This window comes from Streptomyces sp. NPDC047917 (genome assembly GCF_043204345.1).
GTDB classification, from domain to species: domain Bacteria; phylum Actinomycetota; class Actinomycetes; order Streptomycetales; family Streptomycetaceae; genus Streptomyces; species Streptomyces sanglieri.
Genome location: NZ_JBIDCA010000004.1, coordinates 598,699 through 614,929, shown reverse-complemented (window position 1 = coordinate 614,929; position 16,231 = coordinate 598,699). Strand labels below are relative to the sequence as shown.

Genomic DNA, 16,231 nt, shown 5'->3' with positions numbered 1-16,231 from the left:
ACCTTTCTTGTATGCGATACAAACGAACGAGCTCATGTTGTATCACATACAATTTGGCCATGGCGAAGAAGCAACCCGCAGTCCGGTCGACCTCGGCTCGGTCACGCGACCGTGGTCGCGCGACGAGACACCGGCTGATTGAGGCAACCGCAGAGCTCTGCACGGAGCGGCCCGGTGCCGAGGTGAGCGTCGCGGAGATCGCGAACGCGGCAGGCGTCTTCCCCAATCAGGTCACCTACTACTTCGGCTCCAAGGACTCGCTGCTCGTGCACGCCGCCTTCCTCGGTCTGCTGCACGACGCCCGACGGGCTGAACGCGTCGGCCGTCAGGCCCCCGACGCGGCGACCTTCCGGCGCAACATCGCCCGCGCTGTACTGGCCATGCCGTCGCTTCCGTCAGTCGCGCGAGCGCTCGCCGCCGCGATCTCCAAGCCTGAACTCGCCAGCGTGGTCGATCGGCACCTCCAGTTGCTGTTCCGGCAGTCCGAGCGCTTCGTGAGCCAGCTCATCGACAACCGCAGCTGGAGCACCCGACGGCCGCTCAGCATGGAGGTCAGGACGTTCTGGAGCACCGCGCTCGGCGCAGTGCTGCTCGTTCGAGCCGGGGTACACGGCACTGCCGCCGAGCTCGACCTCGCCGGAGCATTGACCATCTACGACGAATCCGGGCCCGCCTAGCTCAGCCGAACGGGCCCACGGCGGCGACGTGCGCGGTTCCCGCGCGATGGTGGCCTTGTCGCGGCCGGCGTGGTCGTCGTCGACGCAACTCCACTGGTGCGGCTAAAGCAAGGCGTCAAGAACCTGCTTGCCAGCAACAGCTAAGTACCGGGTCCAGTCAACGAAGGTCTACAACCTCACCGTTGATGACCTGCATACGTACTATGTGCTGGCGGGCGAGACGCCGGTTCCAGTTCACGATGCGGGCTGCGATGAGTGGGCTGCCAAGAATGTGGCCAAGAATGGCGGCGACATTTTCACATTCCACGGTCCGGGTGGGAAAAGGCTCCCCATGGGCCCGTATCGACCTAAGGGGCCTGGCACTCCAGAACTCGATGAGAGTTGGTTTCATCACACTGTGGTGGTCAGAGACGGGAAGGTCTACGACCAATGGGCGCCGAGGGGAATTAGTGTTGACGAATTCAAGAAACGCTTCGGCTGTGGAGACGACATTGATTTTGGATTCTAGTCGTGAGTGAGCCGTTGTATGAATTCCTTCCCGAGCTGAAAAAGCATCACGGCATCTATGTAATGCGGCGAACCTATGAAGGAACCTGCGCGTTCCTTTCGGGGTACGAGCTGGGTTCGGGGCACTACTTCCTGAAGGAATTCCATAGCTGGCTACTACCTCGGCGGAAGGGGAGGTCGGAGCTTTTCTGGCCTCTTCTCGTGCTCTGTGAGGTATATCGCGATGGCGCAGTGCCGGATATCAGATACTTCACTCCTGAGCAGGATGAACAGATGGTGGCGGTGCTCTTTGGTCTGCTGGATGAGTTCTTCAACGCGGCGGATAAACCGGAAATGGCTGAAAACTGAGGGCCTGTAGACTCGGAACCATGGAGAATATTCCGTAGTCGAATGATCCAAGTTACTGCCCCGCTGGAGCCTGTTCAGCGGGGCAGCGCCGTTAGGCCTCACCGTGGGCGACCAGAACACGCACTGTTGCGGTTGGCAATGCGAAATTTCTTTCCGCTCTTCTCGGCGAGGAATATGCATCTCAAGAAAGTGCGGACGACCTACTTTCGGCGGCGGTCGAGGCATGTCGAGAATCGTTGCAGGGCGATATTATTAGGAGAGGCGCAGAATCTGGTCCGTGGGATATAGAAGAGATTGATGTATCCGATCTCGCTCTGATCGACATGGGCGGGATTCGGGTCCCCGTGTCGGCAGACATGGCGGTTCACCCCATTGAGGCCGATGGGGAAAATCTGGCCGTTACGCTGGTGCAAGGCGACACCGCCCCTCAACTCCAAGCGTATCGCGCCAATTCAAGTGCTTCCTGGGACGCTGTTCGGGCGGACATGATTATCGGTATACGGGCTCAGGCGGGTGAGGTGAAAGAGTGGACGGATAGAGCGGGTGTTGAAATTAGAGCTTCCGTCCCTAGGGTGACAGAATCCGGCCAGCCGGTGACCAGGGATGTCAGGGTTCTCGGAAGCGACGGCCCCGGCTGGATGCTGAGAGCCATTGTGGGCGGCGATGGGGGCCGTTTCGGGTAGTGGAAATGTTTGGGCCTATGGAACATTTTTGGCAACCGTGGTCGTCAGTGGATACCCTTCGTCCAGGATGGTAATGTAATTGGATTGTGCTCGCCTGTTGGGTGACGCGAGGATTCAGTCATGGGAATAATTAATGGATTCCGTAGGGTGCGCAAATTCCTCGTTTTGTTTCCTGTGCGGTGATTTAGAGGAGGCTCCGGAGTGGGGCGGGACGGGAGCACGAGCGTGAAAAGCAGAAGAGGTGTGTTGCTGGGGGCGGCAGCGGTGGCTGTCTTGGCGGGGCCGGTGTGGTCGCGGCGAATGCCTCGGTCCTTCAGACACCGTTCCGTAGCTCCACCGGCCCCGCGCGGTCATTGGCTTATCTGCGAGGGGTATTGCTGGCTGGCCGCTCGCGCGTGATGGCTCTTGATCTGGCCGGTGGAACGTCCGGATGGAAGGCCGCGGAGTGGAAGGGCGCCCTGGTCCGGTTGCGGCGGTTGGTCGCGGCGGTGGACGGGGACGGTGTCGATGCCTGGCTCGGGTTGGGGAGCGGGCTGTTCGCCGGAGGGGAGCGGGGGCCTCGTCTGCTGAAGGAGATGCCGTCCTTCGCCGGGGATCTGCTCGACCCCGCCCAGTCGCACGGGGACGTGCTCGTGCAGGTCGCCGGTGATGACGAGAAGGCAGTGCGGGAGGCTGCCGAGCAGGTAGTGGGGCGGGCCACCGGGTGGCGTGTGCGGTGGCAGGTCGACGGGTTCCGGGCCGGGAACCGGGTCGAGGGCGGCAAGGGGCTCGCCTGCAATCCGTTCCACTTCACTGAGGGATTCGGGAACCCGGGAACCGATCGGGAGACGGCCGATCGGGCCGTCGTGCGCAGCGGCCAGGGCGAGCCCGACTGGGCCGTGGGCGGCAGCTACCAAGTCGTGCGGATCGTCCGGCTCGCGACCGAGCTGTGGGACAAGGACTCCGTCCGCGAACAGGAGCGCATCATCGGGCGCCGCCGCGACGGCCGCTGGGGCCTGCTATGTCATTTGCGGTCGTATAGGGAGCCGGACGAAGACGAGTGCTGGACCGACCACGAGTTATGGGCAGCCTCTGAGCTTCTTCGTGCTGAGCAGGGTTTCGACGGTCATGACGGCGAGGAGCCTGCCCGTCGAACACGTCCAGGGCGACGTCGTAGGTATCCCGCGCGTGTTGCTGCAGCCGGTGCCGTGCCGCCACCGGGATTTCGTGCACCGCGAAGAAGGCCACCTTGCGCACGGGTTCGCCTCGGCTGCAGATCGACTTCAGGTCGTCGCGGATCTTCCCGTCCAACGGCGGCTTCTGCACGGATGCCGCCAGGACCCAGGGGCTCCGTGGTGGCACGCCCGACGAACCCGCCCGCCCCAGGCAGCTCGTGTGGCAGGTTTGTGTAGTACGACTCGGCATCACGTCCCTGGTACCCGCCAGCACTTACCGGACCGGTGGCCGGCACGATGTTGCTGCTCAGCCTGCGCAGCGCAATCTGAAACACGATCTGCTCGAACACATGGTGCTCGTTGCGGCCCGCCAACTGCTCTAGCAGGAACTGGATATAGCGTTCGGTCTCAGGGAAAGTCGCCACGCAAGGGTTCTCTCCCACACCACTGACAACCGGCGTGCTGCCGGTGGGAACGTCGTGAGCCCCGATCTTCTACGCGCGGTGGAGTAGCGGCCCACCCACGATTGGGGCGGGCAGACGTGATGCGCGACCGCCTCAGGGCCGAGAGGGCCCGCTGGAGGTCAAGGGGGCGCAGGTTCGAACCCTGCCATCTCGGCCATGCTTTTCGCAGGTCGGAGGCCGTTCTCTCATCCGTGGGAGGGCGGCCTTTCGCGCGTCCCGGGGCGTGGTGGTCGCAGACGTGCGGTCCGGCCCGCACGGTTGGCCGTCTGCTCGGCTCCCCTGAGTACGTGAGAGGCGGTCATGAGAGGTTAAGCCCCGCGTGGTCCCACTGATCGAGCAGCACCTCTGCGGGTAGCGCGCCGCCGTCGCGAGCCAGGTGCTGTACCGGCATGTCGTCGGAGGCGCATGCGAGCAGTTGCTCGGCGACAAGGTGGGGAACGAGCAGCGCTGTGGTGCCGGCTTTCCGGTTGAAGGCCACGTGGTAGGTGGCGATGACCGCTGCTTCCCACAGGGTGAGGGGGTCGCGTTCCGGCTCGCTGTGGTGGGTCCGGACGAGGGCGGGCGCCTTCACCGCCACCAGCTGCCATGGCGTACTGACGGGGCGGCCGGCTTCTTCGCGTGCCTGGCGGATCCAGTCGGCAGTGAGTCGGCGGAAGGCGGCGTGGGCCTCGGGCTTTCCCTTACGGCGACGTCCGAAGGCGTCGCTGACGACGGTGTAGACCGAGAAGTCCTGATCTTCCAGGCGGCGCCAGGACCAGATGGCTCGCCGACTCCACTCGTACCACGCTCGCCGGAAGGTCTTCTCCGCCTCCGCTCCCAACCCGGCGAAGCCGGGGTCTGCGGAGAACTACGGCTCGGGCAGGATACGCACGGCAGCCGCTTCCAGCAGGCGGATCGGCTGCACGAGGGCCGCGAAGGCCCGACGCTCCTCGTCGAGGGCCGTGGCGAGGCGACTCTGCAGACCATCGGCCCAGGGGGCGAGGAAGGGGTACTCGGACACGGCCTCGTTGCTCCGTGTCAGGTAGGAGTGCAGCCGACGCCAGTGCTCGTGACGTCGGGAGCGGAAGTTGCGGGCGCGGTCGTATCGCTCCCATTCCTCGTCGCGCCCGGCCTCGTCGTCGTCTTTCTCCGCCTCGTCGCCGGATTCGGTAGCGCGGGGCGGGTACTCGCCGGCGGCGAGGGCGATGGCGGCGTCACGCTCGGCCTTGAGGTCCTCCTCGTCCTTGGACTCCCGGTCGAGCCGGATGGCGAGTGAATCCACCTCGCTCGCAGCGGCGCCGAGCGGCAGGATGAGGCTGTTTGTGGGCAGAGGCCAGCGACAGCTCGGGCAGAGCCGCGCCACGGCTTCGCCGAAGGGGACGTCGATCTGGTTCACGGAGGCGGCTGACCGCAGCGTGCGGCACTCGGGGCTTCCGTGGAGCTTGCCCTTGCCTGTCGCCGAGACGTGGCAGGTGATGAGGATGTCCCGGGTCGACCCCAGGGGAACCTCGGGTGTAAAGAGGGAACCGAGCATGACATGGCGAAGCTCATCGCGAGTCGAGGACATGTCGGCAGGCTATGCGCGGGCACGGACAGTCCGCCGGTCAATATGCCCTCTCCGCCCTGCAGTGACCAGAGATGCCAGAGCGATCCTCACCGCCAGGACGGTGATCCTGGGGACCAGTTGGGGACCACACGGTACGCGCGGTGGTGCACGATGCATGCTTCCATGAACAACGCGTGCCCGAATTAGGTCTGCTGTATCCAGTAGATGTCCTTGACCCTCACTCCTGGGGGGCAAGGGGCCGCAGGTTCAAATCCTGTCGTCCCGACTGGAGACAGTCGCAGATCAGGGCCGGATTCGGAGACATCCGAATCCGGCCCTCGGGCATTCCGTACTCCTTCGCCCGTGGTGCCACCGGCCACCGCCGTGCGCCGGTCCACCGGGGATCAGTGGAGGGCGTCGCTCAATGCAGCAGGGTGTCGATCGAGTCGGCGACCTTCTGGCACATCTCGGTGAACAGGGCCTGCTCGCCGGGCGAGAGCACCTCCACGGCGGCCCGGACGTTCTCCTGCCGACTGCGCGCGGCACCGGCCAGGAAGGCGTGTCCCTTCGGGGTCAGCGACGTCGTGTGCTCCCGCTTGTCCTCACCGAGCGCCGCCTGCTCGATCAGCTCCAGGTCCTTCAGGACGCGCAGCGCCTTGGACGCGGTCTGCCGTGACACCCCCAGGGACTCGCTGAGCCGCGAGGGGTTCATCGCACCGCGGATACGGAGCGTCTCCAGGACGTCGTACTGCTGCCAGTTGATGCCCTCGGGGTTGGTCGCGGTGCGCCGGGCGACCAGGACGCACTGCAGATGGGACAGCGCGTCCTCCAGCTCGGAGGGCGGGCTGAGCTGTGCGTGGACAGCGTCTGGGTCCGTCATCGGTGAGCTCCTTCTGAGGCGGACACGGTGGGCCGGGGTCGCTGTGATGTCCGATGCACCCCTGTTTGGTTTCCAGATGGAAATTACGCAAGCATAACCGGCTTCTCGGCGGGGGAACGAGCCGCCCCATTCCGGGGCGTCCGCCCCCGGAGCGGCTGAGGGCGGACTCCGGATGGAATTGCATCCCGAGAAACGGGGACCGCACAGCGCGATCACGTCGCCCGTGCCCGGCAGCCGGCAGAGCTTCGCCCCGGCCGGTGCGGGCCTCGCGGGGCTGCCCCGGGCGCGCAGGGGGGCGGAGCTGTGGAAACCAACGGTCGAGCAATGCCGAACAGGCCGAGCAATGCCGAACAGGCCGAACAAGCCGAACAGGCCGAGCGATGCCGGCTTATGATTGCCATCGGGAAATCAATTGGCGTAGTGTGACGGAAACGGTGCCGGTGCGGCGGGTGGAGGTTGTGAACCATGGCGGGCGGGACGAACGCGCGATTCGGCGGCGACATCGTTCTCGGTGGCGTCCGGGAGAACAACCTCAAGAAGATCTCGCTGACCATCCCCAAGGGGAAGATCACCGTATTCACCGGCGTATCCGGCTCCGGAAAGTCCTCGGTCGTCTTCTCCACGATCGCAGTCGAATCGCAGCGCCAGCTCAACGAGACATTCCCCTGGTACGTGCGCAACCGGCTGCCCCGGTACGAGCGCCCGCGCGCCGAAGTGATGGAGAACCTGTCCACCGCCATCGTCGTCGATCAGAGGCCCATCGGCGGTAATTCGCGCTCGACGGTCGGCACCATGACCGAGGTGCACCCCGTTCTGCGGGTGCTCTTCTCGCGGTTCGGGAAACCCTCCGTCGGCCCGTCGAACCTCTACTCCTTCAACGACCCGCACGGCATGTGCGAGAACTGCGAAGGGCTGGGCCGCGTCACGACGGTGGACCTGCACCGGCTGCTCGACGGGAGCCGAACACTGAACGAGGGCGCCATCGCCTTCCCCTCGTTCGCGGTCGGCACCGCCCAATGGCAGCTGTACGCGGAATCAGGCCTCTTCGACCCCGACAAACCACTGGCGCGCTTCACCGATCAGGAGCGCGAACTCTTCCTGTACGGCGGCGGGTTCCGAGTCGACCGCCGCAGCCGGCACGGCGTCCACAGGAACGAGTACGAGGGAGTGGTCGCCCGCTTCACCCGCCGCTACCTCAAACGCGACGCGCACACCCTGAGCGACCGCGACCGGGAGGCCGTGGCCCGGGTCGTCACCGAGGGCCCGTGCCCGGAGTGCGGGGGAGCCCGGCTCAACGCCGCGGCCCGGGGCTCCAGGATCGGTGCGCACAACATCGCCGACTACACGGCCATGGAGATCCGCGAACTCGTCGAGGTGCTTGCCACCCTCGACGACCCCGTTGCCAAGCCCGTGGCGACCGCGGCCCTCGCCGTACTGCGCCGCATCGAGGCGGTGGGCCTCGGCTACCTCAGCCTTGACCGCGAGACGTCCACCGTGTCGGGCGGGGAGGGGCGGAGGCTGAAGATCGTGCGCCACCTCGGCAGCAGCCTCACCGACGTGACGTACATCTTCGACGAACCCAGCGTCGGACTGCACCCCCGCGACGTGCACCGGCTCAACGAACTGCTCGTGGAACTGCGGGACAAGGGCAACACCGTCCTGGTCGTCGAGCACGACCGGCAGGTCATCGCCATCGCCGACCACGTCGTCGACATGGGACCGGGCGCCGGGACCCACGGCGGAGAGGTCGTCTTCGAGGGCACGGCCGAGCAACTGCGCTCCTGCGGCTCCCTCACCGGGCGGCGCCTGCGCACCGTGTCCGGGCTCGACCGGACACCGCGCAGACCCACCGGATGCCTCACCGTCACCGGGGCCGCCCTGCACAACCTCAAGGACATCACTGTCGACATCCCGACCGGTGCCCTCACCGCGGTCACCGGCGTCGCCGGCTCGGGCAAGAGCACCCTGGTCTCCGGCGTCCTCGCCGCCCGTCACCCGGACGCGGTCGTCGTGGACCAGTCGGCGATCGGCATCTCGCCGCGCTCGACACCGGCCACCCACGTGAACGTCATGGACACCATCCGCAAGCTGTTCGCCCGTGCCAACGGGGTCGACGCGGGAATGTTCAGCTTCAACTCCACCGGCGGCTGCCCCAAGTGCAACGGCCGCGGCGTCATCGAGAACGACCTCGCCTTCCTGGACCCCGTCACCACGATCTGCGAAGTCTGCCGGGGCCGGCGCTACCGGGACGAAGTCCTCGACCACCGCCTGCACGGCCGCGACATCGTCGAGACCCTGAACCTCACCGTCGAGGAGGCACTCGACCACTTCACCGAACGCACCGTGCTGAGCAGACTGGTGCCGCTCCGGGAGGTCGGACTTCCCTACCTCACCCTCGGGCAGCCGTTGTCCACCCTGTCCGGCGGCGAACGGCAACGCCTCAAGCTCGCCGGCCGGCTGCACGAGTCCGGCGGCCTCCACATCTTTGACGAGCCGACGACCGGTCTGCACATGGCGGACGTCGACACACTGCTCGCCCTTCTCGACCGGCTCGTCGACGGCGGCAACACCGTCGTCGTGATCGAGCACGACCTGGACGTGATCAAGCACGCCGACTGGATCATCGACCTAGGCCCCGGCGCCGGCCGGCACGGCGGCCGCGTCGTCTTCGAAGGAACCCCGGAACAACTGACCACCGCCCGGGGCTCGTTCACCGCCGACTACCTCAGAAAGGACCTCGCACGGGCCACCGCACGGCACTGACCCGCCCGCCGTTCCAGGCACACATTCGCACGAACGCGGTTGGCCACCGGGATCGCACGGCCCCCGCTGGGACGACGTGGTCGAGGAGACCCTGCACCTGCGCGCGCCGATCACGCACCTGCGCCTGCACGCGCCGATCACGCACCTGCCGCTCCGGTACGCCGCCACCGCCACCGCCACCGCCGACATCGACCTCGCGACATCGACCTCGACGAGTGCTTCGTTGTGGGCAAGGGCGACCCCATCGTGATCAGCTTCGCCGAGCACGGCCGGGACCCCGGCGTCCACGCGGCGCCCGACAGTTTCGCGATGGATCGGGAGGACAAGGTGCACCTCGCCTTCGGTCACGGCGTCCACCTACTGCATCGGCGCCCGCTCACCGGGCCGGCGGCCAAGATCGCCCTCCCGGCTCTCCTCGCCCGCTTCCCCGAGCTCTCCCTCGCAGCCGGCGGACAGAATCCGCGGCTGCGGTGTCGGTTTGCCGGGCTATCCTTCCCGCCACCGCACGCCGACTGTAGGGACCACGAGAATTGACCGGCCTGACTGCTTTTCCGCTGCCCTTCCACGCTTCCCGTTCCGCAGCGTTCGCGACCCCGCGAACGCTGCGGGAGCTGCAGATGATGCAGTGCAGCGCACACATTCGGTCGAAGCCGGCATGGTTCGACAAGATGAACGACGCCGACATCGTCGCCAGGTGGACGCAAGAAGCCCTCGCCCAGGGCCTCACCGAGGCGCAGGTTCGATATGTGCTTGCCGAACTCGGGCACTACGCCTCGTCGCGGGACGGGCGAACCGGTATCGAGGTGTCCGCCGTCGACGGGGTGTGGCAGTCGGACACACTGGTCGACGACGAGCTCGGATCCCGGCTGCGCGAGGCGGTTCGGGTTCTGGAACACGTCCCCGAAGCGGAACGGGACTGGCACCCCGGGTCCGACGGTCAGGTACTGGACCTGGTTCATCCCTCACTGTTCTGCCTGGTGCGAGAGACGAGCGGCGCGCCCGAGCGGGCTTGGCGGAACCCGACGGACCGCTACTCGAAGTACGAGTTCTCGGAGAATTTCCAGTGGCTGCCCACGGATGTCGACGTCAGTGACGACGGCGATGTCGCCTTCCGTTCGTACGTCAACAACGTCCACCCCGAGACCCATCGCGAACTGGCCCGCGTCCTGCCGGAGTTGTTCGCCCGCATGCGCCCGCTGCTGGAGAACGTGCTCACCGATCTGCGCCACCCGCGACCCCTGCGGATCGAGGCCGACCCGTACGGGTGGTACCACTCGGAACCGGAGTTTCCGGACAAGTCTTCCTACAGTGACGACGCGGCCCACGCAGAAGCCGTCGGCGCATGGGAATCGGCCCTGGACGACTGGTGGGAGAACCGCCGCCCGGTCGTCCCGGACGCCCCGGCCTTCACCCCGTCCGAGTCGCCGGACGAATCCGCGCGGGTCGACCTGCGCGGCCGCCGGCTCCAGGTCATCGTCAAGATCGCCACCGTTCATCTCACCCCGGACAAGCCCGAGTACCCGGGCGGTTCCTGGCATGTCGAGGGGATGCTGAACGAGCGGATCGTCTCGACCGGCATCTACTACTGGGACAGCGAGAACATCACCGAAAGCCGGCTGAGCTTCCGGGCCGCACTCGACGACCCGCACTACGAACAGAACGACGACAACGGTCTGCGTGAGGTCTACGGCCTGGAGGACGAAGACGCGCTGAACCAGATGCTGGGCTCGGCATCGACGCCGGCGGGTCGGTGCCTGGCGTTCCCGAACATCCTGCAACACCGCGTCGGCTCGTTCCGCCTCGTGGACCCCACCCGCCCGGGACACCGCAAGATCCTTGCGTTCTTCCTGGTCGACCCGTTGGAAAGGATCGTCTCGACATCCGATGTGCCACCTCAGCAACCGTGGTCCGAGACCTCGACCATGACGCTTGAACAGGCTCAGAACTACCGCGAACAGCTCATGCGGGAGCGCAAGTTCTTCGTCGACGAACACAACGATCAGCTCTACGAGCGAGAGTTCTCTCTCTGCGAGCACTGAGCCTCTTCCGCCCCCGTCGTCCCGACCGGGCGGAAACAGGAACAGGAGGCCGTTCTCCCACCATGGGGGAACGGCCTCTCGCGTCTGCCGGAACGGGGCGTGCGGGCGTCAGCTGCCGAAGCCCAGGCCGAGGCGGTCCAGGGTGCGCAGCCACAGGTCGCGTCGGCCCTCGTTGCGGTCGGCGCGGGCGAGGGAGCGCTGGGTGAGGCCGATGCCGAGCGAGCGGACCGGCTCGGGCGGGAAGGGCAGCGGCTTGCGGCGTACGAGGTCGAGGGCGGTGCGTTCGGTGTACTCGCCGGCCAGCAGATCCAGCATCACTTCGGCGCCGAAGCGGGTGGCGCCCACCCCGAGTCCGGTGAAGCCGGCGGCGTAGGCGACCTTGCCGTGGTGACTGGTGTCGAAGAAGGCGCAGAAGCGGGTACTGGTGTCGATGGCGCCGCCCCACGCGTGGCTGAAGCGGATGCCCTCCAGCTGCGGGAAGGTGCGGAAGAACTGGCGCGCCAGGGTGGCGTACGTCTCGGGGCGCCGGTCGTGCTCGGCGCGGACCCGGCTGTGGTGCACGACGTCGTATCCGCCCCACAGGATCCGGTTGTCGGCGGAGATCCGCACGTAGTGGAAGTGGTTGGCCGGGTCGGCCCAGCCCTGCCGGTTGCGCCAGCCCAGCGATGTGAGCTGCTGATCGCCGAGCGGCTCGGTCATCAGCGCGTAGTCGTACACGGGGACGGTGTACATGCGGTGGCGGCGGACCAGGGAGGGGTAGGCGTTGGTGGCGAGGGCGACCCGGTGGGTGGTGATCCGGCCGAAGGGGGTGCGCACGGAGACGACGGCGCCGTGCTCGTCCAGGGAGAGGGCCGGAGTGTGCTCGTGGATGCGGACGCCGAGGTCGAGGCAAGCGCGCTTCAGGCCCCAGGCGAGCCGTGCCGGGTTGACCATGGCGACGTCGCTCTTGTTCCAGACGGCGCCGAGGAAGGTCGGGGAGTCGATCTCGGCGCGGGTGGCGTCGGCGTCCAGGACGGTGGTCGTGGAGCCGTACCGGGCGGCCGTCTCGGCCTCCTCGGCGAGCCACGCGACCTGGTGGGGCTCGGTGGCGACGACGAGGGAGCCGGTGCGCTCCCAGTCGCAGTCGATGGAGTGGCGCGCGAGGGTGTCCTCCATGGCGCTGAGGTTCGCGCGGCCGAGGCGTTCGAGGGTGCCGATCTGGCCGGGCCAGCGGGCGAGCCCATTGGCGAGTCCATGGGTGAGGCTCGACTCGCAGAAGCCGCCGTTGCGACCCGAGGCGGCGCCGCCGGCCAGGTCGGCCTCGACGAGGACGACATCGGCGGAGGGATCGCGCTCCTTGGCGATCAGGGCGGTCCACAGGCCGGTGTAGCCGCCGCCGACGACCAGCAGGTCACAGGTGGTGGAACCGACGAGGGTGGGGGTGGCCCCGGGGCTGCGTGGATCGTCGAGCCAGAACGGGGTCGAAGCGGCGTCCCGGAGTGAGAGCAGGGGGTCCATGGGGCTTCCTTCGCGTGGTGGAGGAGCCCGGGCGCGGGGGCTCCTTCCGAGGTGCCGCCCATGAGAACCTGACACGCCGGACAAGGTCAATGCTGTTGACATAAGCGAGCTCCACCGTCCTTTCGGACCGTCACGGGCCTGCCCCCTCCGGCCGCTACCGACCCGCGTCCGGGTGCAGAGCCGCCGCGGCCATCAGCGTCAGCTCCAGGGCGAACGGGTAGCCGCTGTCGCGCATGTCGGCGGCCAGCAGGGGATAGGTCGCCGCGATGTTCGGGTGGGTGTCGGCGGGGAGGCGGCCGTAGACGGCGTGCCAGACCTCGGCGTCCGCCGCCGCCAGCGGGGGCCGGGCCGACGCGGCGGCGTCCTGTGCGGCGAAGGCGAGCGCCTGGTCGACGAAGGAGTGGTAGATCCGCACGGCCAGGGCGTCGGGGAAGCCCCCGTCGCGAAGGATCCCGAGGATGGTCTCGACGGCCCGGGTCTCGTGCGGGCGGCCGGTGGTCCGGTGCGCGGCGAGCAGCGCGGCCTGGGGCTGGGTGAGATACGAGGCGTGGATGCGCAGCCCCATCGAGCGCAGGTCCTCCCGCCAGGCGCCGGTGGCCGTCCAGCCCTCCTGGGCGCGGCCGATGAGCTCGTCGGCGAGGGCGAGGAGCAGCGCGTCGGTGTTGCGGAAGTAGCGGTAGAGAGCGGTGGGGTCGGCGCCGAGTGCGGCGCCGAGTCTCCGTACCGAGAGGGCACCGGCGCCGTGCTGCTCTACGAGGCGCAACGCGGTCTCGACGATGAGCCGTTCGGAGAGGACGGCGCCCTGTTTGGTCGGGCGGCTGCGCTGTCTACGGCCTTCGGGCACCACACGTTCGGACATGGCCGGGACCTTACGTCAACGCCATTGACGTGTAAACGGCCGGCGGGCTTCCATGACGCCCGTCACCCGTCCAGCGCATCCGAACGCAAGGGAGCCGACGCATGCCCCACGCCGATCTGGTCTTCACCGAAGGCCCCGTCCTCACCATGGATCCGGCCCGTACCCGGGCGAGTTCGCTCGCGGTCCGCGGGGAGCGGATCACGGCCGTCGGCCACGACGAGGTACGGGAACTGATCGGGCCCGGAACGGAGGTGGTGGACCTCACGGGGAAGCTGCTGCTGCCCGGCTTCCAGGACTCCCACGTCCACGCGGTGGGCGGGGGGAGCGAGCTGGCCGAGTGCGATCTGACCGAGATCGTCGACGCCGGTGCGTACCTGGAGCGGATCCGGGACTACGCGGACACGCACCCCGAGCGGGAGTGGATCACCGGCGGCGGCTGGTCGATGGAGAGCTTCGCGGGCGGGCTGCCGACCCGTCGGCTGCTGGACTCGGTGGTGCCGGACCGGCCGGTGCTGCTCGCGAACCGGGACCATCACGGGGCATGGGCCAACACCCGGGCCCTCGAACTGGCGGGCCTGTCCGCCGCCACCCCGGACCCCGCCGACGGACGGATCGAGCGGGAGGCGGACGGCTTTCCGAGCGGCATGCTCCAGGAGGGCGCCACGGCCCTGGTGTCGCGGCTGGTGCCGGCGAGCACCCCGGCGGACCGGCTCGCGGGTCTGCTGCGGGCGCAGAAGCTGCTGCACTCGCTCGGGATCACCGGCTGGCAGGACGCGCTGCTCGGCTCCTTCAACGGCATGGCGGACCCCTCGGGGGCCTATCTGGCCGCCGCGCGGGACGGTTCGCTGACCGCCCGGGTGTCGGGTGCGCTGTGGTGGGACCGGGAGCGTGGTGCCGAGCAGATCCCCGAACTGGTCAGCCGTCGCGAGGAGTTGACGTACGGACGGTTCCGGGCCGGGTCGGTGAAGATCATGCAGGACGGGATCGCGGAGAACTTCACGGCCGCGCTGACCACCCCGTACCTGGACGGCTGCGGCTGCGCCACGGCGAACAGCGGGCTGAGCTTCGTCGATCCGCAGGCACTGCGCGGCCATGTGACGGCGCTGGACGCCCTGGACTTCCAGGTCCACTTCCACGCGCTCGGTGACCGTGCGGTACGCGAGGCGCTCGACGCGATCGGGGCCGCCGTGGCCGCCAACGGCCGGCGCGGCAACCGGCACCACCTGGCCCATCTCCAGGTCGTCCACCCCGACGACCTGCCCCGGTTCGCGGCGCTCGGTGCCATCGCGAACATCCAGCCGCTGTGGGCGGCGCACGAGCCGCAGATGGACGAGCTGACCATCCCGTTCCTGGGCCCCGAACGCGCCGCCTGGCAGTATCCCTTCGGTGGTCTGCTGCGGTCCGGGGCGACGCTCGCCGCGGGCAGCGACTGGCCGGTCTCCAGCCCGGATCCGCTCGCGGGCATCCACGTCGCCGTGAACCGCCGCGAGCCTGGGTCCGACGACGACCGGGTATTCCTGCCCGGACAGCGCGTCGACCTCCTCTCGGCGATCGCCGCCTACACCGCCGGTTCCTCGCACGTGAACCGGCTCGACGACGCCGGCAGTCTCCTGCCCGGCAACCTGGCCGACCTCGTGGTGCTGGACCGGGACATCCTGGCGGCACCCCCGGAGGAGATCGCCGAGGCCCGGGTGGAGCGCACCTATGTGGGCGGCGAACTGGTGCACGGCGGCTGAGGGTGCCGTACCGAGGAGGCGCGTACGTCCAGGCGGACCGGTACGAGCACCCCGCCGGTCTCCCTCTGCCCGTGCTCCAGAACGGCCACCAGGAGTTCGATCCCGGCCTCGGCGACCGCGTCGGGACGCAGGCTGAGCGTGGTCACCGGCGGCCCGGTGTGCACGGCGGCCTCGTCCTCGCTGACACAGGCGAGGAGCAGGTCGCCGGGGACGTCGAAACCGAGGCGGCGGGCCGTGTCCAGAACGAGGGGCGGGCTGGCCTCGGCGACCAGCAACAGGGCGTCGGGGCGCTCCGGCCCGGCCGTCAGGGCGGTCTCGACGGCCCGGACGACCGGTCCGTTGCCCGGTTCCGCGGCGCGCACGGCCAGTTCCGGCAGCCCGTGTGCCGTACACCAGTCGTGGTGCGCGGCGAACACCTCGCGGTGGAAGCGGGTGGTGCTGTCGGGGACGACGAGGGCGGGACGCCGGGCGCCCTGGGCCAGGAAGTGGTCCAGGGTCTGCTGGACGGCGGCGGCCGCGTCGACGTCCACCCAGTGGGCCTCCGGCCGGTCCTCCACGGACCGGTCGCTGAAGACCGGGATGCGGGCGGCGAGCAGGTCGTCCACGATCCGGTCGTCGGCGACGGGGTCGGCGACGATCACGGCGTCCAGCGGCAGCGCGGACCACTCGCTCTGCAGGGAGCCGGCGGGCAGCAGCACCACCGCGTAGCCGCGCCCGAGCGCGGTGGCGGCGGTGGCGCCGGTGAGCCGGGCGAAGTACGGCGACTCCAGGAAGGTCCAGGGGGTGTCGGCCAGTTCACCGACCACGTACCCGATCAGCCGGGCCCGTCCCGCGCGCAGCTGGCGTGCGGTGGCGTTGGGCCGGTAGCCCATCGCACGCGCGGTCTCGCGGGCCCGCTCCCGCACTTCGGGGGAGAGCCTGCCGGTGCCGTTGAGCGCCGCCGAGACGGTGGTCTTGGACAGGCCCGCCTCGCGTGCCACATCGACGAGACGGACGCGCGGGGCGGGCGGCGCGGTCCGCCCCGGCCGCGGGGGTGGTTGCCGCTTCTGCGGCGAGGGCGGCCCGCCGTGCCCTGGAGCTTCAGTCATGGGAGCGATGC

Annotated in this window: 15 protein-coding genes and 1 pseudogene; 10 read left to right on the top strand and 6 right to left on the bottom strand. The window is 68.4% G+C overall.

Features of this window, described 5'->3' with window-relative positions; translation table 11 throughout:
• The first annotated feature begins 59 nt into the window (after window positions 1–59).
• From ACGF8B_RS12545 to ACGF8B_RS12525, 5 genes and pseudogenes are all read left to right on the top strand, one after another.
• Window positions 60–677, top strand: coding sequence for a TetR/AcrR family transcriptional regulator (locus tag ACGF8B_RS12545; protein WP_392737339.1), 618 nt, complete (start codon window positions 60–62; stop codon window positions 675–677).
• Window positions 678–840: 163 nt separating this feature from the next.
• Window positions 841–925, top strand: a pseudogene (locus ACGF8B_RS12540) (hypothetical protein); the annotation flags it as partial.
• Between the two features lie 262 nt (window positions 926–1,187).
• Window positions 1,188–1,532, top strand: coding sequence for a hypothetical protein (locus ACGF8B_RS12535; protein ID WP_392737338.1), 345 nt, complete (start codon window positions 1,188–1,190; stop codon window positions 1,530–1,532).
• 236 nt (window positions 1,533–1,768) lie between these two features.
• Window positions 1,769–2,215, top strand: a complete 447-nt coding sequence (locus tag ACGF8B_RS12530; RefSeq protein WP_392737337.1) for a DUF3710 domain-containing protein — start codon at window positions 1,769–1,771, stop codon at window positions 2,213–2,215.
• 398 nt (window positions 2,216–2,613) lie between these two features.
• Window positions 2,614–3,606, top strand: a complete 993-nt coding sequence (locus ACGF8B_RS12525) for a Dyp-type peroxidase domain-containing protein (RefSeq protein ID WP_392737335.1) — start codon at window positions 2,614–2,616, stop codon at window positions 3,604–3,606.
• Between the two features lie 525 nt (window positions 3,607–4,131).
• On the opposite strand, the gene ACGF8B_RS12520 is transcribed toward ACGF8B_RS12525, so the two are convergent.
• The 3 genes from ACGF8B_RS12520 to ACGF8B_RS12510 all read right to left on the bottom strand — a co-directional run bounded on the left by ACGF8B_RS12520 (window position 4,132) and on the right by ACGF8B_RS12510 (window position 6,238).
• Window positions 4,132–4,653 carry a hypothetical protein gene (locus tag ACGF8B_RS12520; protein WP_392737333.1) on the bottom strand — a complete coding sequence of 174 codons (522 nt, stop codon included), beginning with the start codon at window positions 4,651–4,653 and terminating at the stop codon, window positions 4,132–4,134.
• Between the two features lie 27 nt (window positions 4,654–4,680).
• Window positions 4,681–5,379 carry a hypothetical protein gene (locus ACGF8B_RS12515; RefSeq protein ID WP_392737332.1) on the bottom strand — a complete coding sequence of 233 codons (699 nt, stop codon included), beginning with the start codon at window positions 5,377–5,379 and terminating at the stop codon, window positions 4,681–4,683.
• A gap of 400 nt (window positions 5,380–5,779) precedes the next feature.
• The gene (locus ACGF8B_RS12510; RefSeq protein ID WP_392737330.1) at window positions 5,780–6,238 is read right to left on the bottom strand and encodes a MarR family winged helix-turn-helix transcriptional regulator; all 459 of its coding nucleotides are present in this window, start codon (window positions 6,236–6,238) and stop codon (window positions 5,780–5,782) included.
• Between the two features lie 465 nt (window positions 6,239–6,703).
• Between ACGF8B_RS12510 and ACGF8B_RS12505 the strand changes: the two genes are divergently transcribed.
• The 4 genes from ACGF8B_RS12505 (at window position 6,704) to ACGF8B_RS12490 (ending at window position 11,040) form a co-directional block, all read left to right on the top strand.
• Window positions 6,704–9,001, top strand: coding sequence for an ATP-binding cassette domain-containing protein (locus ACGF8B_RS12505; protein ID WP_392737328.1), 2,298 nt, complete (start codon window positions 6,704–6,706; stop codon window positions 8,999–9,001).
• 76 nt (window positions 9,002–9,077) lie between these two features.
• On the top strand, window positions 9,078–9,251 hold the full coding sequence (locus tag ACGF8B_RS12500; RefSeq protein WP_392737326.1) for a hypothetical protein: 174 nt from the start codon (window positions 9,078–9,080) through the stop codon (window positions 9,249–9,251).
• The gene (locus tag ACGF8B_RS12495; RefSeq protein WP_392737324.1) at window positions 9,248–9,535 is read left to right on the top strand and encodes a hypothetical protein; all 288 of its coding nucleotides are present in this window, start codon (window positions 9,248–9,250) and stop codon (window positions 9,533–9,535) included. Before ACGF8B_RS12500 ends, ACGF8B_RS12495 begins: the two co-directional genes overlap by 4 nt.
• Complete coding sequence (locus tag ACGF8B_RS12490; RefSeq protein ID WP_392737323.1) at window positions 9,532–11,040, top strand: DUF4246 domain-containing protein; 1,509 nt, start codon at window positions 9,532–9,534, stop codon at window positions 11,038–11,040. Before ACGF8B_RS12495 ends, ACGF8B_RS12490 begins: the two co-directional genes overlap by 4 nt.
• A 108-nt stretch (window positions 11,041–11,148) precedes the next feature.
• On the opposite strand, the gene ACGF8B_RS12485 is transcribed toward ACGF8B_RS12490, so the two are convergent.
• Complete coding sequence (locus tag ACGF8B_RS12485; RefSeq protein WP_392737321.1) at window positions 11,149–12,537, bottom strand: NAD(P)/FAD-dependent oxidoreductase; 1,389 nt, start codon at window positions 12,535–12,537, stop codon at window positions 11,149–11,151.
• 154 nt (window positions 12,538–12,691) lie between these two features.
• Window positions 12,692–13,396: a TetR/AcrR family transcriptional regulator gene (locus tag ACGF8B_RS12480; RefSeq protein ID WP_392737319.1), complete on the bottom strand. Its 705-nt coding sequence runs from the start codon at window positions 13,394–13,396 to the stop codon at window positions 12,692–12,694.
• A gap of 101 nt (window positions 13,397–13,497) precedes the next feature.
• Between ACGF8B_RS12480 and ACGF8B_RS12475 the strand changes: the two genes are divergently transcribed.
• The gene (locus tag ACGF8B_RS12475) at window positions 13,498–15,132 is read left to right on the top strand and encodes an amidohydrolase (RefSeq protein ID WP_392737318.1); all 1,635 of its coding nucleotides are present in this window, start codon (window positions 13,498–13,500) and stop codon (window positions 15,130–15,132) included.
• On the opposite strand, the gene ACGF8B_RS12470 is transcribed toward ACGF8B_RS12475, so the two are convergent.
• Window positions 15,099–16,220, bottom strand: a complete 1,122-nt coding sequence (locus ACGF8B_RS12470; protein WP_392737316.1) for a LacI family DNA-binding transcriptional regulator — start codon at window positions 16,218–16,220, stop codon at window positions 15,099–15,101. The genes ACGF8B_RS12475 and ACGF8B_RS12470 overlap by 34 nt on opposite strands.
• Between the last annotated feature and the right edge of the window lie 11 nt (window positions 16,221–16,231).

Coding starts and splice junctions, on each gene's coding strand:
- ACGF8B_RS12505 (WP_392737328.1), top strand. CDS start 6,704: ATGGCGGGCGGGACGAACGCGCGATTCGGCGGCGACATCGTTCTCGGT.
- ACGF8B_RS12515 (WP_392737332.1), bottom strand. CDS start 5,379: ATGTCCTCGACTCGCGATGAGCTTCGCCATGTCATGCTCGGTTCCCTC.
- ACGF8B_RS12545 (WP_392737339.1), top strand. CDS start 60: ATGGCGAAGAAGCAACCCGCAGTCCGGTCGACCTCGGCTCGGTCACGC.
- ACGF8B_RS12510 (WP_392737330.1), bottom strand. CDS start 6,238: ATGACGGACCCAGACGCTGTCCACGCACAGCTCAGCCCGCCCTCCGAG.
- ACGF8B_RS12475 (WP_392737318.1), top strand. CDS start 13,498: ATGCCCCACGCCGATCTGGTCTTCACCGAAGGCCCCGTCCTCACCATG.
- ACGF8B_RS12525 (WP_392737335.1), top strand. CDS start 2,614: ATGGCTCTTGATCTGGCCGGTGGAACGTCCGGATGGAAGGCCGCGGAG.
- ACGF8B_RS12470 (WP_392737316.1), bottom strand. CDS start 16,220: ATGACTGAAGCTCCAGGGCACGGCGGGCCGCCCTCGCCGCAGAAGCGG.
- ACGF8B_RS12480 (WP_392737319.1), bottom strand. CDS start 13,396: ATGTCCGAACGTGTGGTGCCCGAAGGCCGTAGACAGCGCAGCCGCCCG.
- ACGF8B_RS12485 (WP_392737321.1), bottom strand. CDS start 12,537: ATGGACCCCCTGCTCTCACTCCGGGACGCCGCTTCGACCCCGTTCTGG.